This window comes from Streptomyces poriticola (assembly GCF_036689765.1).
GTDB classification, from domain to species: domain Bacteria; phylum Actinomycetota; class Actinomycetes; order Streptomycetales; family Streptomycetaceae; genus Streptomyces; species Streptomyces poriticola.
This window is the reverse complement of record NZ_JBAGKH010000019.1, coordinates 1-16,481: the sequence shown is the minus strand read 5'-3', so window position 1 is coordinate 16,481 and position 16,481 is coordinate 1. Positions and strand designations below refer to the sequence as shown.

At 72.4% G+C, this 16,481-nt stretch carries 17 protein-coding genes, 1 tRNA gene and 1 riboswitch; of the genes, 17 read left to right on the top strand and 1 reads right to left on the bottom strand.

Annotated elements, in window-relative coordinates; all coding sequences use genetic code 11:
- The first annotated feature begins 405 nt into the window (after window positions 1-405).
- A riboswitch (cyclic di-AMP (ydaO/yuaA leader) is annotated at window positions 406-563 on the top strand.
- Between the two features lie 4 nt (window positions 564-567).
- Window positions 568-1,545: a M23 family metallopeptidase gene (locus V5O46_RS21630; RefSeq protein WP_332886304.1), complete on the top strand. Its 978-nt coding sequence runs from the start codon at window positions 568-570 to the stop codon at window positions 1,543-1,545.
- 223 nt (window positions 1,546-1,768) lie between these two features.
- Complete coding sequence (locus tag V5O46_RS21625; RefSeq protein ID WP_332886387.1) at window positions 1,769-2,554, top strand: SGNH/GDSL hydrolase family protein; 786 nt, start codon at window positions 1,769-1,771, stop codon at window positions 2,552-2,554.
- Between the two features lie 219 nt (window positions 2,555-2,773).
- Here V5O46_RS21625 and V5O46_RS21620 read toward each other — a convergent pair whose 3' ends face one another.
- Window positions 2,774-3,394, bottom strand: coding sequence for a TetR/AcrR family transcriptional regulator (locus tag V5O46_RS21620; RefSeq protein WP_332886303.1), 621 nt, complete (start codon window positions 3,392-3,394; stop codon window positions 2,774-2,776).
- A 119-nt stretch (window positions 3,395-3,513) separates the two neighbouring features.
- On the opposite strand from V5O46_RS21620, the gene V5O46_RS21615 reads away from it, so the two are divergent.
- From V5O46_RS21615 to V5O46_RS21545, 15 genes are all read left to right on the top strand, one after another.
- Entirely contained in the window at window positions 3,514-4,707 is a 1,194-nt protein-coding gene (locus V5O46_RS21615; RefSeq protein ID WP_332886302.1) for an MBL fold metallo-hydrolase, read from the top strand.
- Between the two features lie 299 nt (window positions 4,708-5,006).
- A complete protein-coding gene (locus tag V5O46_RS21610; protein ID WP_332886301.1) occupies window positions 5,007-6,755 on the top strand; it encodes a sensor histidine kinase in 1,749 nt (582 codons plus the stop codon).
- A 35-nt stretch (window positions 6,756-6,790) separates the two neighbouring features.
- Window positions 6,791-7,225, top strand: a complete 435-nt coding sequence (locus tag V5O46_RS21605; RefSeq protein WP_332886300.1) for a roadblock/LC7 domain-containing protein — start codon at window positions 6,791-6,793, stop codon at window positions 7,223-7,225.
- Window positions 7,222-7,599, top strand: a complete 378-nt coding sequence (locus tag V5O46_RS21600; protein WP_332886299.1) for a DUF742 domain-containing protein — start codon at window positions 7,222-7,224, stop codon at window positions 7,597-7,599. The genes V5O46_RS21605 and V5O46_RS21600 overlap by 4 nt, the downstream gene beginning before the upstream one ends.
- A complete protein-coding gene (locus tag V5O46_RS21595) occupies window positions 7,577-8,212 on the top strand; it encodes a GTP-binding protein (RefSeq protein ID WP_332886298.1) in 636 nt (211 codons plus the stop codon). Before V5O46_RS21600 ends, V5O46_RS21595 begins: the two co-directional genes overlap by 23 nt.
- Window positions 8,213-8,272: 60 nt before the next feature.
- Window positions 8,273-8,848 (top strand): GAF domain-containing protein, encoded by a 576-nt coding sequence (locus V5O46_RS21590; RefSeq protein WP_332886297.1) that lies wholly within the window; start codon window positions 8,273-8,275, stop codon window positions 8,846-8,848.
- Window positions 8,849-9,041: 193 nt separating this feature from the next.
- On the top strand, window positions 9,042-10,070 hold the full coding sequence (gene tdh / locus V5O46_RS21585; protein ID WP_332886296.1) for an L-threonine 3-dehydrogenase: 1,029 nt from the start codon (window positions 9,042-9,044) through the stop codon (window positions 10,068-10,070).
- 51 nt (window positions 10,071-10,121) lie between these two features.
- Window positions 10,122-11,315, top strand: coding sequence for a glycine C-acetyltransferase (locus tag V5O46_RS21580; RefSeq protein WP_332886295.1), 1,194 nt, complete (start codon window positions 10,122-10,124; stop codon window positions 11,313-11,315).
- Window positions 11,316-11,353: 38 nt separating this feature from the next.
- Window positions 11,354-12,256, top strand: a complete 903-nt coding sequence (locus V5O46_RS21575; protein WP_332886294.1) for a LysR family transcriptional regulator — start codon at window positions 11,354-11,356, stop codon at window positions 12,254-12,256.
- A gap of 46 nt (window positions 12,257-12,302) precedes the next feature.
- Window positions 12,303-12,881 (top strand): helix-turn-helix domain-containing protein, encoded by a 579-nt coding sequence (locus V5O46_RS21570; RefSeq protein ID WP_332886293.1) that lies wholly within the window; start codon window positions 12,303-12,305, stop codon window positions 12,879-12,881.
- Window positions 12,878-13,426 (top strand): GNAT family N-acetyltransferase, encoded by a 549-nt coding sequence (locus V5O46_RS21565; protein WP_332886292.1) that lies wholly within the window; start codon window positions 12,878-12,880, stop codon window positions 13,424-13,426. Before V5O46_RS21570 ends, V5O46_RS21565 begins: the two co-directional genes overlap by 4 nt.
- 30 nt (window positions 13,427-13,456) lie before the next feature.
- Entirely contained in the window at window positions 13,457-13,816 is a 360-nt protein-coding gene (locus tag V5O46_RS21560) for an MmcQ/YjbR family DNA-binding protein (RefSeq protein WP_332886291.1), read from the top strand.
- 241 nt (window positions 13,817-14,057) lie between these two features.
- A tRNA-Pro gene (locus V5O46_RS21555) sits at window positions 14,058-14,131 on the top strand.
- 180 nt (window positions 14,132-14,311) lie between these two features.
- Window positions 14,312-15,370 carry a right-handed parallel beta-helix repeat-containing protein gene (locus tag V5O46_RS21550; RefSeq protein ID WP_332886290.1) on the top strand — a complete coding sequence of 353 codons (1,059 nt, stop codon included), beginning with the start codon at window positions 14,312-14,314 and terminating at the stop codon, window positions 15,368-15,370.
- Window positions 15,371-15,416: 46 nt separating this feature from the next.
- Window positions 15,417-16,448 carry a methyltransferase gene (locus tag V5O46_RS21545; protein ID WP_332886289.1) on the top strand — a complete coding sequence of 344 codons (1,032 nt, stop codon included), beginning with the start codon at window positions 15,417-15,419 and terminating at the stop codon, window positions 16,446-16,448.
- The last annotated feature ends 33 nt before the right edge of the window (window positions 16,449-16,481 follow it).

Here is a 16,481-nt window from a genome sequence, read left to right as displayed (position 1 = left end):
TCTCTTGCCTGGGGCAATGAGTTGTCCACAGGCACGGCCCGGCCTCGGCGCCGGAGACATTCTTGTCGCGCTTTTCCATTCACATCCCATCTGGGCCTTCTGTCCGAATTAGCACCTTCATTCCAACTCGCTCTGGAATAAAGGAACCTGGAGTGCGGTCGCGTGAGGAGCGTCATATCCGTGACGGTGCGTTGTCCGTCATGTTCACGTAATTCACGTGCTTCTCAAGGGCTTTCGTGCATTGCGGCGGGCATCAAATCGACGGAGTGTTACCGCGGAAACCCGGGATGGATCAAGCAAATACCGCGTATCGGGAAACCCCTGCTTGTTCCTGTGCGTCTTGGTCCCTTACGTTCACGACCGATCCGGACGGACGCCTAATCCTGCCGCCGACCGGACTTTCGCACCCACCCGACACCCGTACCCGGCAGGAGCGGGGGACCCACAGGAATCACCGCCTGTTCCGGTCTCCGGAACGGCTAGGGGTCAAGTCGTGCCGCGGCACGGCCGGGCATCTCCAGCCCGAACCCGACAGCTCACCTCGCAGGCGCCGGAGAGGAATTCGCCATGCCCGCCAGGGGTAAGCACCGTCGCACCAGGACCCAGCGTCTGACCCGCACCATCGCCGTCGCCGGAACCGGTGGCGCCGCGCTCGCGCTGCCGCTCATCGGCGCCGTGAGCGCCCACGCGGCCCCCGCGCAGTCCGTTGCCGAGAAGGCGCCGCAGTCGCTCTCGGCGGCCCAGCAGCAGGTCGCCTCGAACAACTCCGGGAAGAACTCGGAGAAGTCGTCGGAGAAGCACACCTACACCGTGCGCGCCGGCGACTGGCTCTCGAAGATCGCCGACAGGTACGACGTCACCGGCGGCTGGCAGCAGCTGTGGGCCGACAACCTCCAGGCCATCGGCGAGGACCCGTCCCTCATCCACCCGGGTCTGAAGCTCTCCGTCGGCGGACCGGCCGAGGCGGGTGCCGCCGAGTCGTCCGCTCCGAAGGCCGCCGAGGCCGCCGAGCCGTCGGCCCCGAAGCAGGCCGAGAAGGCCGAGAAGACCGAGACCGCGCAGAAGGCGGAGCAGGCCCCGGCCGAGAAGTCCTCCTCCGAGGGCGCGGCTGCGCAGTCCGCCGGCACCGCGAGTGCCTCGGGTTACGTGTCCCCGGTGCCGGGCGGCACCATCGGCACCCCCTACCACCAGACCGGCAGCATGTGGTCCAGCGGCTACCACACCGGCACCGACTTCGTCGTCCCGACCGGCACCTCCCTGAAGGCCGTCGGCGCCGGCACCGTCGTCTCCGCCGGCTGGGCCGGTGCGTACGGCAACCAGGTCGTCATCAAGCTCGCCGACGGCTACTACGCCCAGTACGCCCACCTGTCCTCGCTCTCCGTCTCCACCGGTCAGTCCGTGACCGCGGGGCAGCAGGTCGGCCTGTCCGGCTCGACCGGCAACTCCACCGGTCCGCACCTGCACTTCGAGATCCGCACCACGCCGAACTACGGCTCCGACGTGGACCCGATCGCCTACCTGCGCTCGCACGGCGTCTCCCTCTGACGCCCGAGGCACGCACGCCCGAAGGCCGGACCCCGATCCCCGGGTCCGGCCTTCGCCGTTCCCGCGTTCCCGGGCGGGGACGCTGCGCTATTCCGGAGTTGACCAAGCCTTGGCAGTGGCCTTTCTCACCGCTCGTCAACCCCTGCCTACGGTCGCGTAGGTCACATTCCAGGGTGAATCATGGTCCGGCGTGGCAGACGATTCGAAGAGTGACAGCAGATCAGTGATCGGGTCGTACGTGTCGGTGGGGGACAGCTTCACCGAGGGCGTCGGCGATCCCGGCCCCGACGGGGCGTTCGTCGGCTGGGCCGACCGCCTCGCCGTCCTGCTCGCCGACCGGCGGCCCGAAGGCGAATTCACCTACACCAACCTCGCCGTGCGCGGAAGGCTGCTCGACCAGATCACGACGGAGCAGGTCCCGCGGGCGGTCGAACTCGCCCCGGACCTGGTCTCGTTCTGCGCGGGCGGCAACGACATCATCCGGCCCGGCACCGACCCGGACGAGGTCGCGGAGCGGTTCGAGCGGGCGGTCGCCGCGCTGACCACGGTGGCCGGCACCGTCCTGGTGACGACCGGCTTCGACACCCGGGGCGTGCCCGTCCTCAGGCATCTGCGCGGCAAGATCGCCACCTACAACGGGCATGTGCGCGCCGTCGCCGACCGGTACGGCTGCCCCGTGCTCGACCTGTGGTCCCTGCGGAGCGTGCAGGACCGCCGGGCCTGGGACGCCGACCGCCTGCACCTGTCGCCCGAGGGGCACACGCGCGTGGCCCTCCGCGCCGGCCAGGCGCTCGGGCTGCCGGTCCCCGCCGACCCGGAGCAGCCCTGGCCGCCGCTCCCGCCGCGCGGCGCGCTCGATGTCCGCCGGGACGACGTCCACTGGGCGCGCGAGTACCTGGTGCCCTGGATCGGGCGGCGCCTGCGCGGCCAGTCCTCCGGCGACCATGTGACCGCCAAGGGCACGCTGTCGCCGGACGACATCAGGAGCCGGATCGCCCCGGTGGCCTGACCACACCGGCTCACCCCGGGTCAGCGGCGAACGCGGCCCCCTCGGCGGTCGCCGGGGGCCGGCACGAACAGAACCCCCTCGGCGCCGCCGGCCGGCGCGAGCACTGCGTACTCCACGCCGCCGGGAGCCGGGGCCCGGGTCGCGGGTCGCGCACACACCGTCCCCGGTGGGCGGGGCTCTCGCCGTGGCCCCCCGTCCGGAGCCGGGCGTGCGTCGCGCTCACCGCGCAGCCGTGGTCCAGGCCTTCTGCTCCACCTCCAGCTCACGGGCGAGCGCCTCGTCCACCCACGACTGCGCGCGCGCCCGGGACACCGTGCCGCCGTACGCCGTCAGCTGCACGGCCAGCCCGTCCAGCAGGGCCGTCAGACGCAGGGCGGAGCCGGCCGGGTCCGGGCAGGGGAACTCGCCCGCGGCCACGCCCTCGGTGATGACCTCGGTCAGCGCGGCTTTCCACTGAGCGTCGAGATCCCGCGCGACCTCGCGCAGCGCGGGCTCGCGCTGGGCCGCCGCCCAGCTCTCGATCCACAGCCGCCAGCCCTTGGCCTGGCCGGTGGGGGCGTACCAGCGGACGGCCGCACGTAGCCGGCGCAGTGCCGAGGTGCGGCGGCCGAGCAGTTTGCGCAGATGCGCCAGGTCGTCCTGGGCGGCATGCCCGAACGCGGCGGCGACCAGCTTCTCCTTGGTCGAGAAGTGGTAGAGCACCAGCGCATTGCTGACGCCGAGCGCCGAGGCGACGTCGGAGATCCGCACGGCCGCGACACCCCGGGCGGCTATCTGCTCGACCGCCGCGCTGAGCAGCTCCTCACGCCGTTCTCGCACACTCAATCGAATTCTGGCCACGGAAGGTCACCCTACAAGGCACCCCGGTGCCGCCCGGCCCCTTCCGGAGATGCGCGGCTCCCGCACGACCGGGCCGGCCGATCATAATGAAAGCCTGACCTACTCCACCTGGAGGTACCGTGGCAGGCTTCCGTCTCCCGAGCACCGGGTTCCGTGTACCGCGGCCCGCGGCCTTCGGTGTGGACCCCGGCGGCGAGCGCATGGCGCGGATCCGCAGATCGCCGCATTTCACCGACGGTGTCTTCCAGAACCCCGGCGGTCCGGCCCGGACCCGGCCCTCCGGCTCCGCCCTGGACTTCGCCAAGATCTTCCTCGACCGCGAGGCGCGTCGGCGCAGAACCCCCGGGGGCACCGTGCCGACGCACGCCACCACCCTCGCCGACCTCGCCCGCCCCCCGGCCACCGCACTCCGGCTGACCTGGCTGGGCCACTCCAGCGTGCTCGCCGAGATCGACGGGCGGCGGGTGCTGTTCGATCCGGTCTGGGGTGAGCGCTGCTCCCCGTTCCCCTTCGCCGGCCCCAGGAGGCTGCACCGGGTGCCGCTGCCCCTGACCGCCCTCGGCCCGGTCGACGTCGTGGTGATCTCGCACGACCACTACGACCATCTGGACATGCCCACGATCAAGGCGCTGGCCGGCACGGACACGCTGTTCGCCGTGCCCCTGGGCGTCGGCGCCCACCTGGAGCACTGGGGCGTCGCCGCCGGCCGGCTGCGCGAACTGGACTGGCACGAGTCCACGCAGGTGGGCGGCCTGACCCTGACCGCCACCCCGGCCCGCCACTTCTGCGGGCGCGGTCTGCGCAACACCCAGCACACGCTCTGGGCCTCCTGGGCCGTCGCCGGGGAGAACCACCGCCTCTTCCACAGCGGTGACACCGGCTATTTCGAGGGCTTCCAGGAGATCGGCACCGCGTACGGCCCGTTCGACACGACCATGATCCAGGTCGGCGCGTACGCGGAGTTCTGGCCCGACATCCACATGACCCCGGCCGAAGGCGTCCGCGCCCACCTCGACCTCCAGGGCGGGGTGACCGGCGGTGTGCTGCTGCCGATCCACTGGGGCACCTTCAATCTGGCCCCGCATCCATGGGCCGAGCCCGGGGAGTGGATGAAGGACGCCGCCGAGGAGGCGGGCCAGGTCCTCGCCCTCCCGCGACCCGGCCAGCCCTTCGAACCGGCGGGGGACGTCCCCGCCGAGCCGTGGTGGCGTGGGGTCTCCGCACCCGTGGACCGCCACTGGCGCCGGACCGTACCCCCGGAGGCGGCGCCGGAGGCCGCGGAGGGCGGGTTCGACCTCGCGGGTGACCGCTGACCGTCGGTGACAATTTCCGATCGATTTCAGTCGAATTTCGATCGAATCGACGTCCTTCCGCAACGGGTGTTCCGCCTGCTTATCGGTCTGTCGTACGAGACCTCATACCAGAGCGGGACGATGCCCGGGGGGTTTTGTCAACTGCCCACCGCACATGATGCGCAGGCGACTACCGTGAGTGTCCGTCGGGCGACAGGGGGCCGCATCGCGGCCCCGGCGGCCGACACCGCGATGGCACATGCCCGCGTGGCGCACCACGCGCGAGCACCCAGCCCCCGACGGACAGTACGAGGACACCGATGTCTCACCTCCGCGCCCCGGCCGCGCGCGCAGACCGTCGCGAGGGCGGGCGGCACGGACGGCCGGCCGCCCGCACCGCTCCCGCGCTGCCCGAGATCCACATACGGTCCCAACTGCTGCGCCTGGCCGTGCTGCCGCCCGTCGCCGTCGCCCTCAGCGGCTGCGCGGCCGTCCTGTTCACGGTGCGGTCCACCTCGGCCGAGCCCGGCCCCGTCCAGTGGGCCGTACTGGCCGGCGCCCTCTCGGTCACCCTCGCGGCCGTCGCCATCGCGGCCGTCGCCGCCGACCGCGCCGCCCGTACCGTGCACCACCGGGTCGCGGTGCTGCGCCGCAGCACCGCCCGCGGAGAGGGCGACCTGCGCGCCGTCGTCGAGGCGCTGCGCCGCGGCGAGGGTCCGCCGAAGCGCCCGGCGCGCAGCGCCCCGCCCGACGGCGCCGACGACTTCGAACTGCTCGCCGCGGACCTGACCCGCGCACACGACAGCGCGGTCGCTGCCGTCGTCCAGGCCGCACAGCTCTCCAGCCAGGCCGGCAGCGAGCAGAAGCTGGAGGTCTTCGTCAACCTCGCCCGCCGGCTGCAGTCCCTGGTGCACCGCGAGATCTCCATCCTCGACGAGATGGAGAACGAGATGGAGGACCCCGACCTGCTCAAGGGCCTCTTCCACGTCGACCACCTCGCCACCCGGATCCGCCGCCACGCCGAGAACCTCGCCGTCCTCGGCGGCGCCGTCTCCCGCCGCCAGTGGAGCAACCCCGTCCCCACCAACGAGGTGCTGCGCTCGGCCATCGCCGAGGTCGAGCAGTACTCCCGGGTCCGGCTGGTCCCGCCGATCGACGGCACCCTGCGCGGCCACGCCGTGGCCGACGTCATCCATCTGCTTGCCGAACTCGTCGAGAACGCCACGGTGTTCTCCGCCCCGCACACCCAGGTGCTGCTGCGCGCGGGCCTCGTCACCTCGGGGCTGGCCGTCGAGGTCGAGGACCGCGGACTCGGGATGCCGGTCGCCGAGCAGAACCGCATGAACGCCCTCCTGGCCGACCCCGACCAGGTCAACGTCGCCCGGCTGCTCGCCGACGGCCGGATCGGACTGTTCGTCGTCTCCCAACTGGCCAAGCGGCACGGCATCACTGTCCGCCTCCAGTCCAACATCTACGGCGGCGTCCAGGCCGTGCTCGTCGTCCCCCAGGACCTGCTCGGCGCCCGGCCGGCCACCTCCGCAGGCGCCACGGGCGGCACGGGCGCCCAGCAGACCGCGGCCGCCCGTCCGGCCCCCGCCGACCGTGCGGCCGCCGCACCGCCCCCGCGGCAGCCGCGGCCGGCGCCCGCCCCCGGCGCCCTGCCACCCGCATCCGCGCCGCCGGCCGGGCACGGCACCGCACCCCTGCCGCTGCCCGTGCGCGGCACCCACGACGACCGGCCCAACCCGGCCGAAGCCGTGCCCGGCATCCGGGCCGCCGACCGGCACCTGCCGCCCGAGCACGCCGACACCCCGCCCGTGCCCCGGCACGCCGCCGTGCGCGGCACCATGGACAAGCCCCGACTGCCCCGCCGACGCGCCCAGGAGCACATCGCACCCCAGCTCCGCGACGGCCCGGCACCCCGGCAGGACACCGAACCTCCCGCCGGCCACGACCCCGGCCTGATGGCCGCGTTCCAGCGCGGCATCGGACTCGCCGAGGCCCAGCACCCCACCGACCGGACCCACCGCGAGCACGCCCGGCACGACGGGACCGCACCGGCCGGATGACCACCCCCCATTCCACCCCAAGGAGTCGATCCACCATGGCGAGCGACGCGCCGACCGGCCAGGCCTCCGACCTCGACTGGCTGATGAGCGGCCTCGTGCAGCGCGTACCGCACACCAGAAGCGCGGTGCTCCTGTCCTGCGACGGCCTGGTGAAGTCCGTGCACGGACTGGACCCCGACAGCGCCGACCACATGGCCGCCCTGGCCTCCGGGCTGTACTCGCTCGGCCGCAGTGCCGGAGTCCGCTTCGGCGACGGCGGGGACGTACGGCAGGTCGTCGTCGAACTCGACTCGACCCTGCTCTTCGTCACCACCGCCGGCTCCGGCACCTGCCTGGCCGTGCTGGCCGGCCGGGAGGCCGACGCGGCGGTCCTCGGCTACGAGATGGCGATGCTGGTCAAGAGCGTCCGGCCGTACCTGGTCACCGCACCCCGGCAGCATGCCGTCGAAGCACCGGCGATGAGGCCTTGAGCGCGGCGGCGGCCGGCGACGGGCCCTGGCTCGACGACGCGGCCGGACGGCTGGTGCGCCCCTTCACGGTCAGCAACGGCCGCACCCGGCCCACGGTCGCGCTCGACCTGATGTCGCAGGTGATGGTCACGGGGGCCACCCCCCTCGGCTATCTCGGACCCGAGCACGCGCAGGCGCTCGACCTGTGCCGCGCCCCGGTCCCGGTCGCCGAGGTCGCCGCCCATCTGAGGCTGCCGGTGGCGGTCACCAAGGTGCTGCTGTCGGACCTCGTCGACTGCGGGGCGCTGACCACCAAGCCCCCCGCGTTCCACCACAACCCCACGGACCGGGCCCTTCTGGAGGCAGTGCTCGATGGACTACGACGACAGCTCTGACTACACCGGCGGACCCGACGGCGCCGACGGCACCGACCCGTTCCCCACCGCGCTCAAGATCCTGGTCGCGGGCGGGTTCGGCGTGGGCAAGACGACATTCGTCGGCGCCGTCAGCGAGATCGCGCCGCTGAGCACGGAGGAACTGCTCACCACCGTCAGCGCCGCCACCGACAACCTCGACGGCATCGAGAACAAGCTCGAGACCACCGTGGCGATGGACTTCGGCCGCATCACCCTCGACCCGGACCACGTCCTGTACCTGTTCGGCACACCCGGACAGGAGCGGTTCTGGTTCATGTGGGACGAGCTGTGCGAGGGCGCGCTCGGCGCCGTCGTCCTCGCCGACACCCGCCGCCTGGAGGAATCCTTCGCCGCCGTCGACTTCTTCGAACAGCGCGGCCTCGCCTTCGTCGTCGCCGTCAACGAGTTCGACGGCGCCCACCGCTACGACACCGAGGAGGTGCGCGCCGCCATGGACCTCCCCGCGGAGGTCCCCGTCGTCCGCTGCGACGCCCGGATCTCCAGCTCCGGCGTCCAGACCCTGCTGACCCTCGTACGCCACCTGCTCGCCCACACGCCGGCCCCCGCCACGGGGTACGGCGCGCACATGTGATCCCCGCCCACACCGCCACGGAGCCGCCATGACGCATGCCCACAGCGACGGAGCCCGCCCATGAGCTACGACCCGCCGCGCCCGGCCGGACGTCTGCTGCTCACCCCCGAGGACCGGGAGGCCAGCGCCCGGGTCCGGCGGCTGCGCCGGCTCGGGCTCGGGGAGCGCCCGGAGCCCGCGCTCGACGCCTTCGCGGACCGGCTCGCCGAGCACGCCGACGCCCCGTACGCCATGGTCAACTTCCTGATCGAGGGCGCCCAGTTCTTCGCCGGCCTGCGGGTGCCCGAAGTCCCGCCGGTGGTGCGGGGCGACGGCACCGCCCCGGAGTTCGGCCGGATCCAGGCCCGCGACCACGGCTTCTGCCCGCATGTGGCCGCCCGGGGGCGGGCCCTGGTGCTCGAGGACGTCCGGGACTACCCGCGGTTCGCCGGCAACCCGGTCGTCGACGAGTTCGGCATCCGCTCCTACCTCGGCGCCCCCCTGATCGACAGCACCGGGACGGTGCTGGGCACCGTCGGCGCCGCCGACGTACGTCCGAGGCCGTGGGGCCGGGCCGGACTGGAGACGATCAAGTCGACGGCGGAGCAGCTGGTACGGCGCCTGGAGCGGAGCGCGGACGACGGCCTGCCGCTGTGAGGGGCGCCGGGACGGCACCTCCGGCAGGGGTGCGGCCGAGGGTGTGAAGGAAAGCTGTGGCGCCGGTTTAGAAATCCTCGATGGACGGCGGCGGCGACCGTACGGCAGATTGCTGTGCGATCCCCCTCACCTCCCCGGACGCGGGCCGCCACGGCATGCCCCGCGCCGGGCCCCCACCCGTCAGGAGCCGTCAGTGAAGGCGCTGGTCAAGGAGAAGGCGGAGCCCGGGCTGTGGCTCGCGGACGTCCCGGAGCCCGCCACAGGGCCCGGCGACGTACTGATCAAGGTGCTGCGCACCGGTATCTGCGGCACCGACCTGCACATCCGGGCCTGGGACGGCTGGGCGCAGCAGGCCGTGCGCGCTCCGCTGATCGTCGGCCACGAGTTCGTCGGCGAGGTCGTCGACACCGGGCGGGACGTCACCGACATCGCGGTCGGCGACCTGGTCAGCGGCGAGGGCCATCTGGTGTGCGGGACCTGCCGCAACTGCCTGGCCGGGCGGCGCCACCTGTGCCGGGCGACGGTCGGCCTCGGCGTCGGCCGGGCCGGGGCGTTCGCCGAGTACGTCGCCCTGCCCGCTTCCAACGTCTGGGTGCACCGGGTCCCCGTCGACCTGGACATCGCGGCGATCTTCGACCCGTTCGGCAACGCCGTGCACACCGCACTGTCCTTCCCGCTGGTGGGCGAGGACGTGCTGATCACCGGTGCCGGGCCGATCGGTCTGATGGCCGCCGCCGTGGCCCGGCACGCGGGGGCCCGCAACGTCGTCATCACCGATGTGAGCGAGGAACGGCTGCAGCTGGCGCTCAAGATCGGCGTCAGCCTCGCGCTGAACGTCTCGCGGACGACGATCGCCGACGGGCAGCGCGAGCTGGGGCTGCGCGAGGGCTTCGACATCGGTCTGGAGATGTCCGGCCGCCCCGAGGCGATGCGGGACATGATCGCCAACATGACGCACGGCGGACGGATCGCGATGCTCGGTCTGCCGTCCGAGGAGTTCCCGGTCGACTGGGCCAGGATCGTCACCTCGATGATCACCGTCAAGGGCATCTACGGCCGGGAGATGTTCGAGACGTGGTACGCCATGTCCGTCCTGCTGGAGGGCGGCCTCGACCTCTCCCCGGTGATCACCGGCCGGTACGGCCACCGGGACCACGAGGCCGCGTTCGAGGACGCGGCGAGCGGCACCGGCGGCAAGGTCATCCTCGACTGGACCGCGTGAGCCGACCGCGTAGCCCACCCCCCGTCTCCAGAGCCTCCCAGGAGTTTTCCGATGTTCGACTCCGTGCGCGACGACCTGCGCACCACCCTCGACGAGATCCGTTCCGCCGGACTGCACAAGCCCGAGCGCGTGATCGACACCCCCCAGTCGGCGACCGTGAACGTGAGCGCCGGCGGCCGGCCCGGCGAGGTGCTCAACTTCTGCGCCAACAACTACCTGGGCCTCGCCGACCACCCCGAAGTGATCGCCGCCGCCCACCGGGCGCTGGACCGCTGGGGCTACGGCATGGCCTCCGTGCGCTTCATCTGCGGCACCCAGGAGGTGCACAAGGAGCTGGAGGCGCGGCTGTCCGCGTTCCTCGGCCAGGAGGACACGATCCTGTACTCCTCCTGCTTCGACGCCAACGGCGGCGTGTTCGAGACCCTCCTCGGCCCCGAGGACGCGGTGATCTCCGACGCCCTCAACCACGCCTCGATCATCGACGGCATCCGGCTGTCCAAGGCCCGCCGCTTCCGCTACGCCAACCGGGACCTCGCCGACCTGGAGCGGCAGCTCAAGGACGCCTCCGACGCCCGGCGCCGGCTGATCGTCACCGACGGCGTGTTCTCCATGGACGGCTATGTCGCCCCGCTGCGCGAGATCTGCGACCTCGCCGACCGCTACGACGCCATGGTCATGGTCGACGACTCGCACGCCGTCGGCTTCGTCGGCCCCGGCGGGCGCGGCACCCCCGAACTGCACGACGTCATGGACCGGGTCGACATCATCACCGGAACCCTCGGCAAGGCGCTCGGCGGCGCCTCCGGCGGCTACGTCGCCGCCCGTGCCGAGATCGTCGCCCTGCTCCGTCAGCGCTCCCGCCCCTACCTGTTCTCCAACACCCTCGCCCCGGTCATCGCGGCGGCCTCCCTCAAGGTCCTCGACCTGCTGGAGTCCGCCGACGACCTGCGCGTCCGCCTCGCCGAGAACACCGCGCTGTTCCGCCGCCGGATGACCGACGAGGGCTTCGACGTGCTGCCCGGCGACCACGCCATCGCACCCGTGATGATCGGCGACGCGGCCCGGGCGGGCCGGATGGCGGAGCTGCTGCTGGAGCGCGGGGTGTACGTGATCGGCTTCTCCTACCCGGTCGTCCCGCAGGGGCAGGCCCGCATCCGCGTGCAGCTGTCCGCCGCACACTCCACGGACGACGTGCACCGCGCGGTGGACGCCTTCGTGGCCGCGCGGGAGCAGCTCGGCGCCTGACACCGCCGACCGGCCGGTGACCTGAGAGAATCGATCCCATGATCGAGGCGCGGCGGCTGCACATCCTCCGTGCGGTGGCGGACCACCGTACGGTGACGGCGGCTGCCGCCGCGCTGTATCTCACCCCCTCGGCGGTCTCCCAGCAGCTCTCCGCACTGGAGCAGGAGACCGGCCACCGCCTGGTCGAGCGCGGCGCCAAAGGGGTCCGGCTGACTCCGGCCGGAGAGATCCTGCTCAGCCACACCAACGCCGTCCTCGCCCGGCTGGAGCGGGCCGAGGCCGAGCTGGCCGCCTACGGCTCCGGCCAGGCCGGCACGGTCACCGTCGCCTCGTTCGCCACCGGCATCGCCCTGGTCGTCGCACCGGCGGTGGCCGCCCTCGCCGGCTCCGCGCCCGGCATCCGCATCCGGGTGCAGGACGCCGAGGGCGACGCCAGCCTGCCGATGGTGCTGGACCGCCAGGTCGACGTGGCCGTCGCCGTCGAGTACCGGGGCGCCCCGCCCGCCGACGACCCGCGGCTGACCCACGTCCCGCTGTACGCCGAGCCGTTCGACGCGGTGGTGCCGGTCGCCCACCGGCTCACCGACGCACCGGAGGTGCCGCTGGCGGAGCTGGCCAAGGACCCGTGGATCGGCCCCTACCCCGGCAACCCCTGCCACGACGTGGTGGTTCTGGCCTGTGAGAACGCCGGGTTCCAGCCGCGTATGGAGCACTCCTCGGACGACTTCCGCGCGGTCGTGGCGCTCGCCTCGGCCGGCGCGGGCGTGGCCCTCGTCCCGCGCTCGGCGCTGCACGGCACGGACCTCACCGGGGTGGTCGTCCGCCCGGTCGACGGGGTCGCGCCCACCCGCCGGGTCTTCGCGGCCGTACGGCGGGGTGCGGAGGACCATCCGTTGATCCGCCCGGTGCTGGACGCACTGCGCGAGGCGGCCCGGGCGTGAGCCTTCCGTAACGCGCGCGTCTCATATCCGGGATAGCATCCCGCATATGAGAGAATCCATCGGGGTGCCGGACCTCGTGGATGCCCGGCTCGCCGCCCGTCTGGCCGAGCTGCGGGCCGAACACGGCTGGTCCCTGGGTGAGTTGGCGCAGCGCAGCGGAGTGAGCCGATCCACCCTGTCCCGTGCCGAACGGGCGGAGACCAGCCCCACCGCCGCCATCCTCAACCGTCTGTGCGCCGTCTACGGCCGGACCATGTCCCAGCTGCTCAGCGAGGTCGAGGCGGGGCCCGCGCCGCTCGTCCGGGCTGCCGAGCAGCCGGTCTGGGAGGACCGGGCCTCCGGCTTCGTCCGCCGGTCCGTCTCCCCGCCGCACGCGGGGCTGCGCGGCGAACTCGTCGAGGGCAGGCTCGCCGCGGGCGCCGCGATCGCCTACGACCGCCCGCCGGTGCCCGGCCTGGAACAGCACATCTGGGTGCTGGACGGCACGCTGGAGGTCACGGCACAGGACACCGGGCACCGCCTCGCTCCCGGCGACTGCCTGCGGTTGCGGGTGTGGGGGCCGACCCGGTTCCGCTGTCCCGGCCCCGCGCACGCCCGGTACGTGCTGGCGGTGGTGCTGCCGTGACCGTGAGCCGACTCGACGCGGAGAGCCTCACCGGCTGCCTGGAGGAGCTGGCCGACCTGCTGACCGACACGGTGGCCGGCGGCGCCTCGGTCGGCTTCCTCGCTCCGCTCGACCGCGCGGCGGCCGTCGCCTGGTGGCGGGAGCGAATTGCCGCCGTGGCCGCCGGGCGGCTCGCCGTGTGGGTGGCCCGCGACGGTGAACGGCTCATCGGCACCGTCGGCCTCGCCCTCCCCGGCAAGCCCAACAGCCGCCACCGCGCCGAGCTGGTCAAGCTGATGGTCCACCGGGACGCCCGCGGCCGGGGCCTCGGACGGCGCCTGCTGACCGCCGCCGAGCGGGCCGCCGCGGCGGACGGCATCACCCTGCTGCACCTGGACACCGAGGCCGGCAGTCCTGCCGAGCGCCTCTACCGCGGCGAAGGATGGACCCCGGCCGGCACGATCCCCGACTACGCGGCCGATCCGCGGGGGGTGCTGCGGCCGACGACGCTCTACTTCAAGCGGCTCGGCGGTGCACCCGCCGGCGACCGGGGGCGATCCGGGTGACTGTCAGTGGCTGCGGCTACGGTGCCTGCCATGCCGGACGCCGAAGACGTACGCCGTATCGCCCTGTCCCTGCCGGACACCACCGAGAAGATCGCCTGGAGCATGCCCACGTTCCGGGTCGCGGGGAAGATGTTCGCCACACTGCCCGAGGAGGAGACCTCCATCGCCGTGCGCTGCCCGAAGGAGGAGCGCGACGAACTGGTCCTCGCGGAGCCGGACAAGTTCTGGATCGCCGGTCACGAGGCGCAGTTCGCCTGGGTGCGGGCCCGGCTCGCCGCCCTGGAGGGTGAGGAGGAGCTGCGGGACATCCTCGCGGACTCCTGGCGGCAGGCCGCGCCGCCGAGCCTGCTGCAGGCCCACCCCCGGCTCGGGCTGCCACCCGCGGACTGAAAACCCTTCGGGCGTCGTCGGTCCCCCGTGACATGATCCGAGGGCGGCACCGGCCGCCGGGGCCGCGGGGGAGCCCCGGCCGCCGGGAACACCGCGGGGTCCGTACCAAGGCGGTCGGCCCGGAGGGGCGACGACCGCGCCGCCCGTCGTCCGCCCCGGAAAGCGGTGCGCGATCACCGGCCCGAGTGAGGTATGGTTTTCCTGCACGTTCGGCCAGGGAAACCCCAGGTCAGGCGGGCAACGGGACGTGGCGCAGCTTGGTAGCGCACTTGACTGGGGGTCAAGGGGTCGCAGGTTCAAATCCTGTCGTCCCGACTTGTGAAGCAGCAGGTCAGAGGTCATCCGGAGTACTCCGGATGACCTCTTGGCCGTTCCTGGGCTGCGTCCGGCTCATGGCGTCGCTCTCGCACCACCGCATCGCCGGTTCGGCGGACCGGCTCTCCCACCGGGCTAACGCGCGTGGTGAAAGGGGCAAAGTGGACATAGCGTCAGAATATGATGAAACGCCAGATCACCTGTCTCGCATGCACCGCGGTGGCCGTCGCATCCGGACTGGGCGCTGCCTCGCCCACCGCCGGGCCGACGACCCACCTGGTACAGCCCGGGGAATCGATCCAGAAGGCCGTTGACGCCGCGAAGCCGGGAGACACCGTGCTTCTCACCGCCGGCACCTACCGGGAGAGCGTCCTGGTGACCACATCCCGGCTGACCCTCCGCGGGGTGGGCCCCCGCACCGTGCTGGAACCAGGCCCCGCCGAGGCCGGGAACAGCTGCGCCCAGGCCGGGTCCGGAATCTGTGTGGAGGGGACGAAGGACCGCCCTGTCGAGGGCACCACCGTCGGCTTCCTGACCGTGTCCGGATTCGCCAAGGACGGTCTCCGGGCGACCCGGACCGACCGGCTGACCGTCCGGAGGGTCGTCGCCGAGAAGAACGGCGAGCGGGGTATCGCCCAGGAGCAGTCCGTTCGCGGTGTGTTCCGGCACAACGTCGCGCGGAACAACGGCGACGCCGGACTCTTCGTCGCCAACACCACCGAGGCAGAGGAAGGAGCCGCGGACAGCCAGGGGCTGGTGATCGAACACAACCACCTCCACGACAACCGGATCGGTGCCCTCGTCAGGCGCCTCAGGAACTTCACCGTCGAGAAGAACGTCATCAACGACAACTGCGCCGCGATGTTCGTCGTCGGCGACGAGAACCTGCCGCGGGCAGGTGCCGGCACCGTGCGCGGCAACATCGTGCAGCACAACAACAAGTTCTGCCCGGCGACCGCCCGACTGCCCTTCCTGCAGGGCATCGGTATCGTCCTGACCGGCTCCGAGGACATCGTGGTGACGGGGAACCAGGTCACGGAGAACCAGGGCACCTCCCCGATGTCGGGTGGCATCGTCCTCTACAAGAACTTCATGGGCGCCCTGAGCGAGCGGAACACAATCACCGGCAACGTGGTGCTGAGCAACGCCCCGGAGGACCTCGTCAACGTGGCCACCGGTGAGGGCAACACCTTCCAGGGCAATGAGTGCAGCGTCTCCCGGCCCGCGGGAATGTGCTGACCATGCCGACCCCCTTCCTCTCGGACCGACACAACGAAGGCGGCACATGACCACGACCGAAAGTCCTTCCTGCGCGCCGTCCATGCGGCTGCGGGAACTCGTGTTCGGGGCGGCGTACGCAGCCGCCGTACGCGCGGCCGCCCGCCTGGGCGTCGCCGACGCTCTGGGGGAGTCGTCCATGACCGCGGAGGAGCTCGCGGCCTCGGTCAAGACCGAGGCCGGGCCGCTGCGGCGGCTGCTGCGGGCACTCTCCTGCCACGGGGTCTTCGTCGAGAACCAGGACGGCACGTTCGCCCACACCGACATGTCCCGGCTGCTGCGCGAGGACGATCCGCAGAGTCTGCGCTACATCTCCCTGTGGTGCACCGAACCCTGGACCTGGGACGCATGGCCCCGGCTCGACGAGGCGGTGCGCACCGGCGACAACGTGGTCGAGGGCCTGTACGGCAAGGGGTTCTTCGACCACCTGCACGAGGACGCCCCGGAGTCCGCCGAGGTCTTCAACCGGGCCATGACGACGTCCAGCGAGCAGTCGGCGCGGGACGTCGCCGCGTCCCTCGACCTGTCGGGCAGCTCGTCCGTCGCGGACATCGGCGGCGGCCAGGGGCATGTGGTGGTGAGCCTGCTGGAGAAGTACCCGGCGATGCGCGGCGCCCTGCTCGATCTGCCGCACGTCGTGGAGAACGCCGACCCCCGGCTGTGCGGGGGCGGCGCGCTCGCGGACCGGACGCGGATCGTGCCCGGCGACTGCCGGGCCGCCGTCCCGGTCCGGGCCGATGTGTACATCATCAAGAACATCCTGGAATGGGACGACGACAGCACCCGCAGGGTGCTGCGGAACGTCACCGAGGCGGGCGGGCCCGGAACCCGGGTCGTGGTCATCGAGAACCTCGTCGACGACACTCCCTCGATGAGGTTCACCACTGCCATGGACCTGCTGCTCCTCCTCAACGTCGGAGGGGCGAAGCACACCATGCAGAGCATGACCGAGCGGCTGCGGGACGCGGGTCTGGTCATCGACGGGGTCCGCCCGGTCAACCCGTACCTGCACGCGTTCGACTGCACCGTCCCCGGATGACGGGAGGCGGACCGGCGGGGCCGCCCCCGCCGG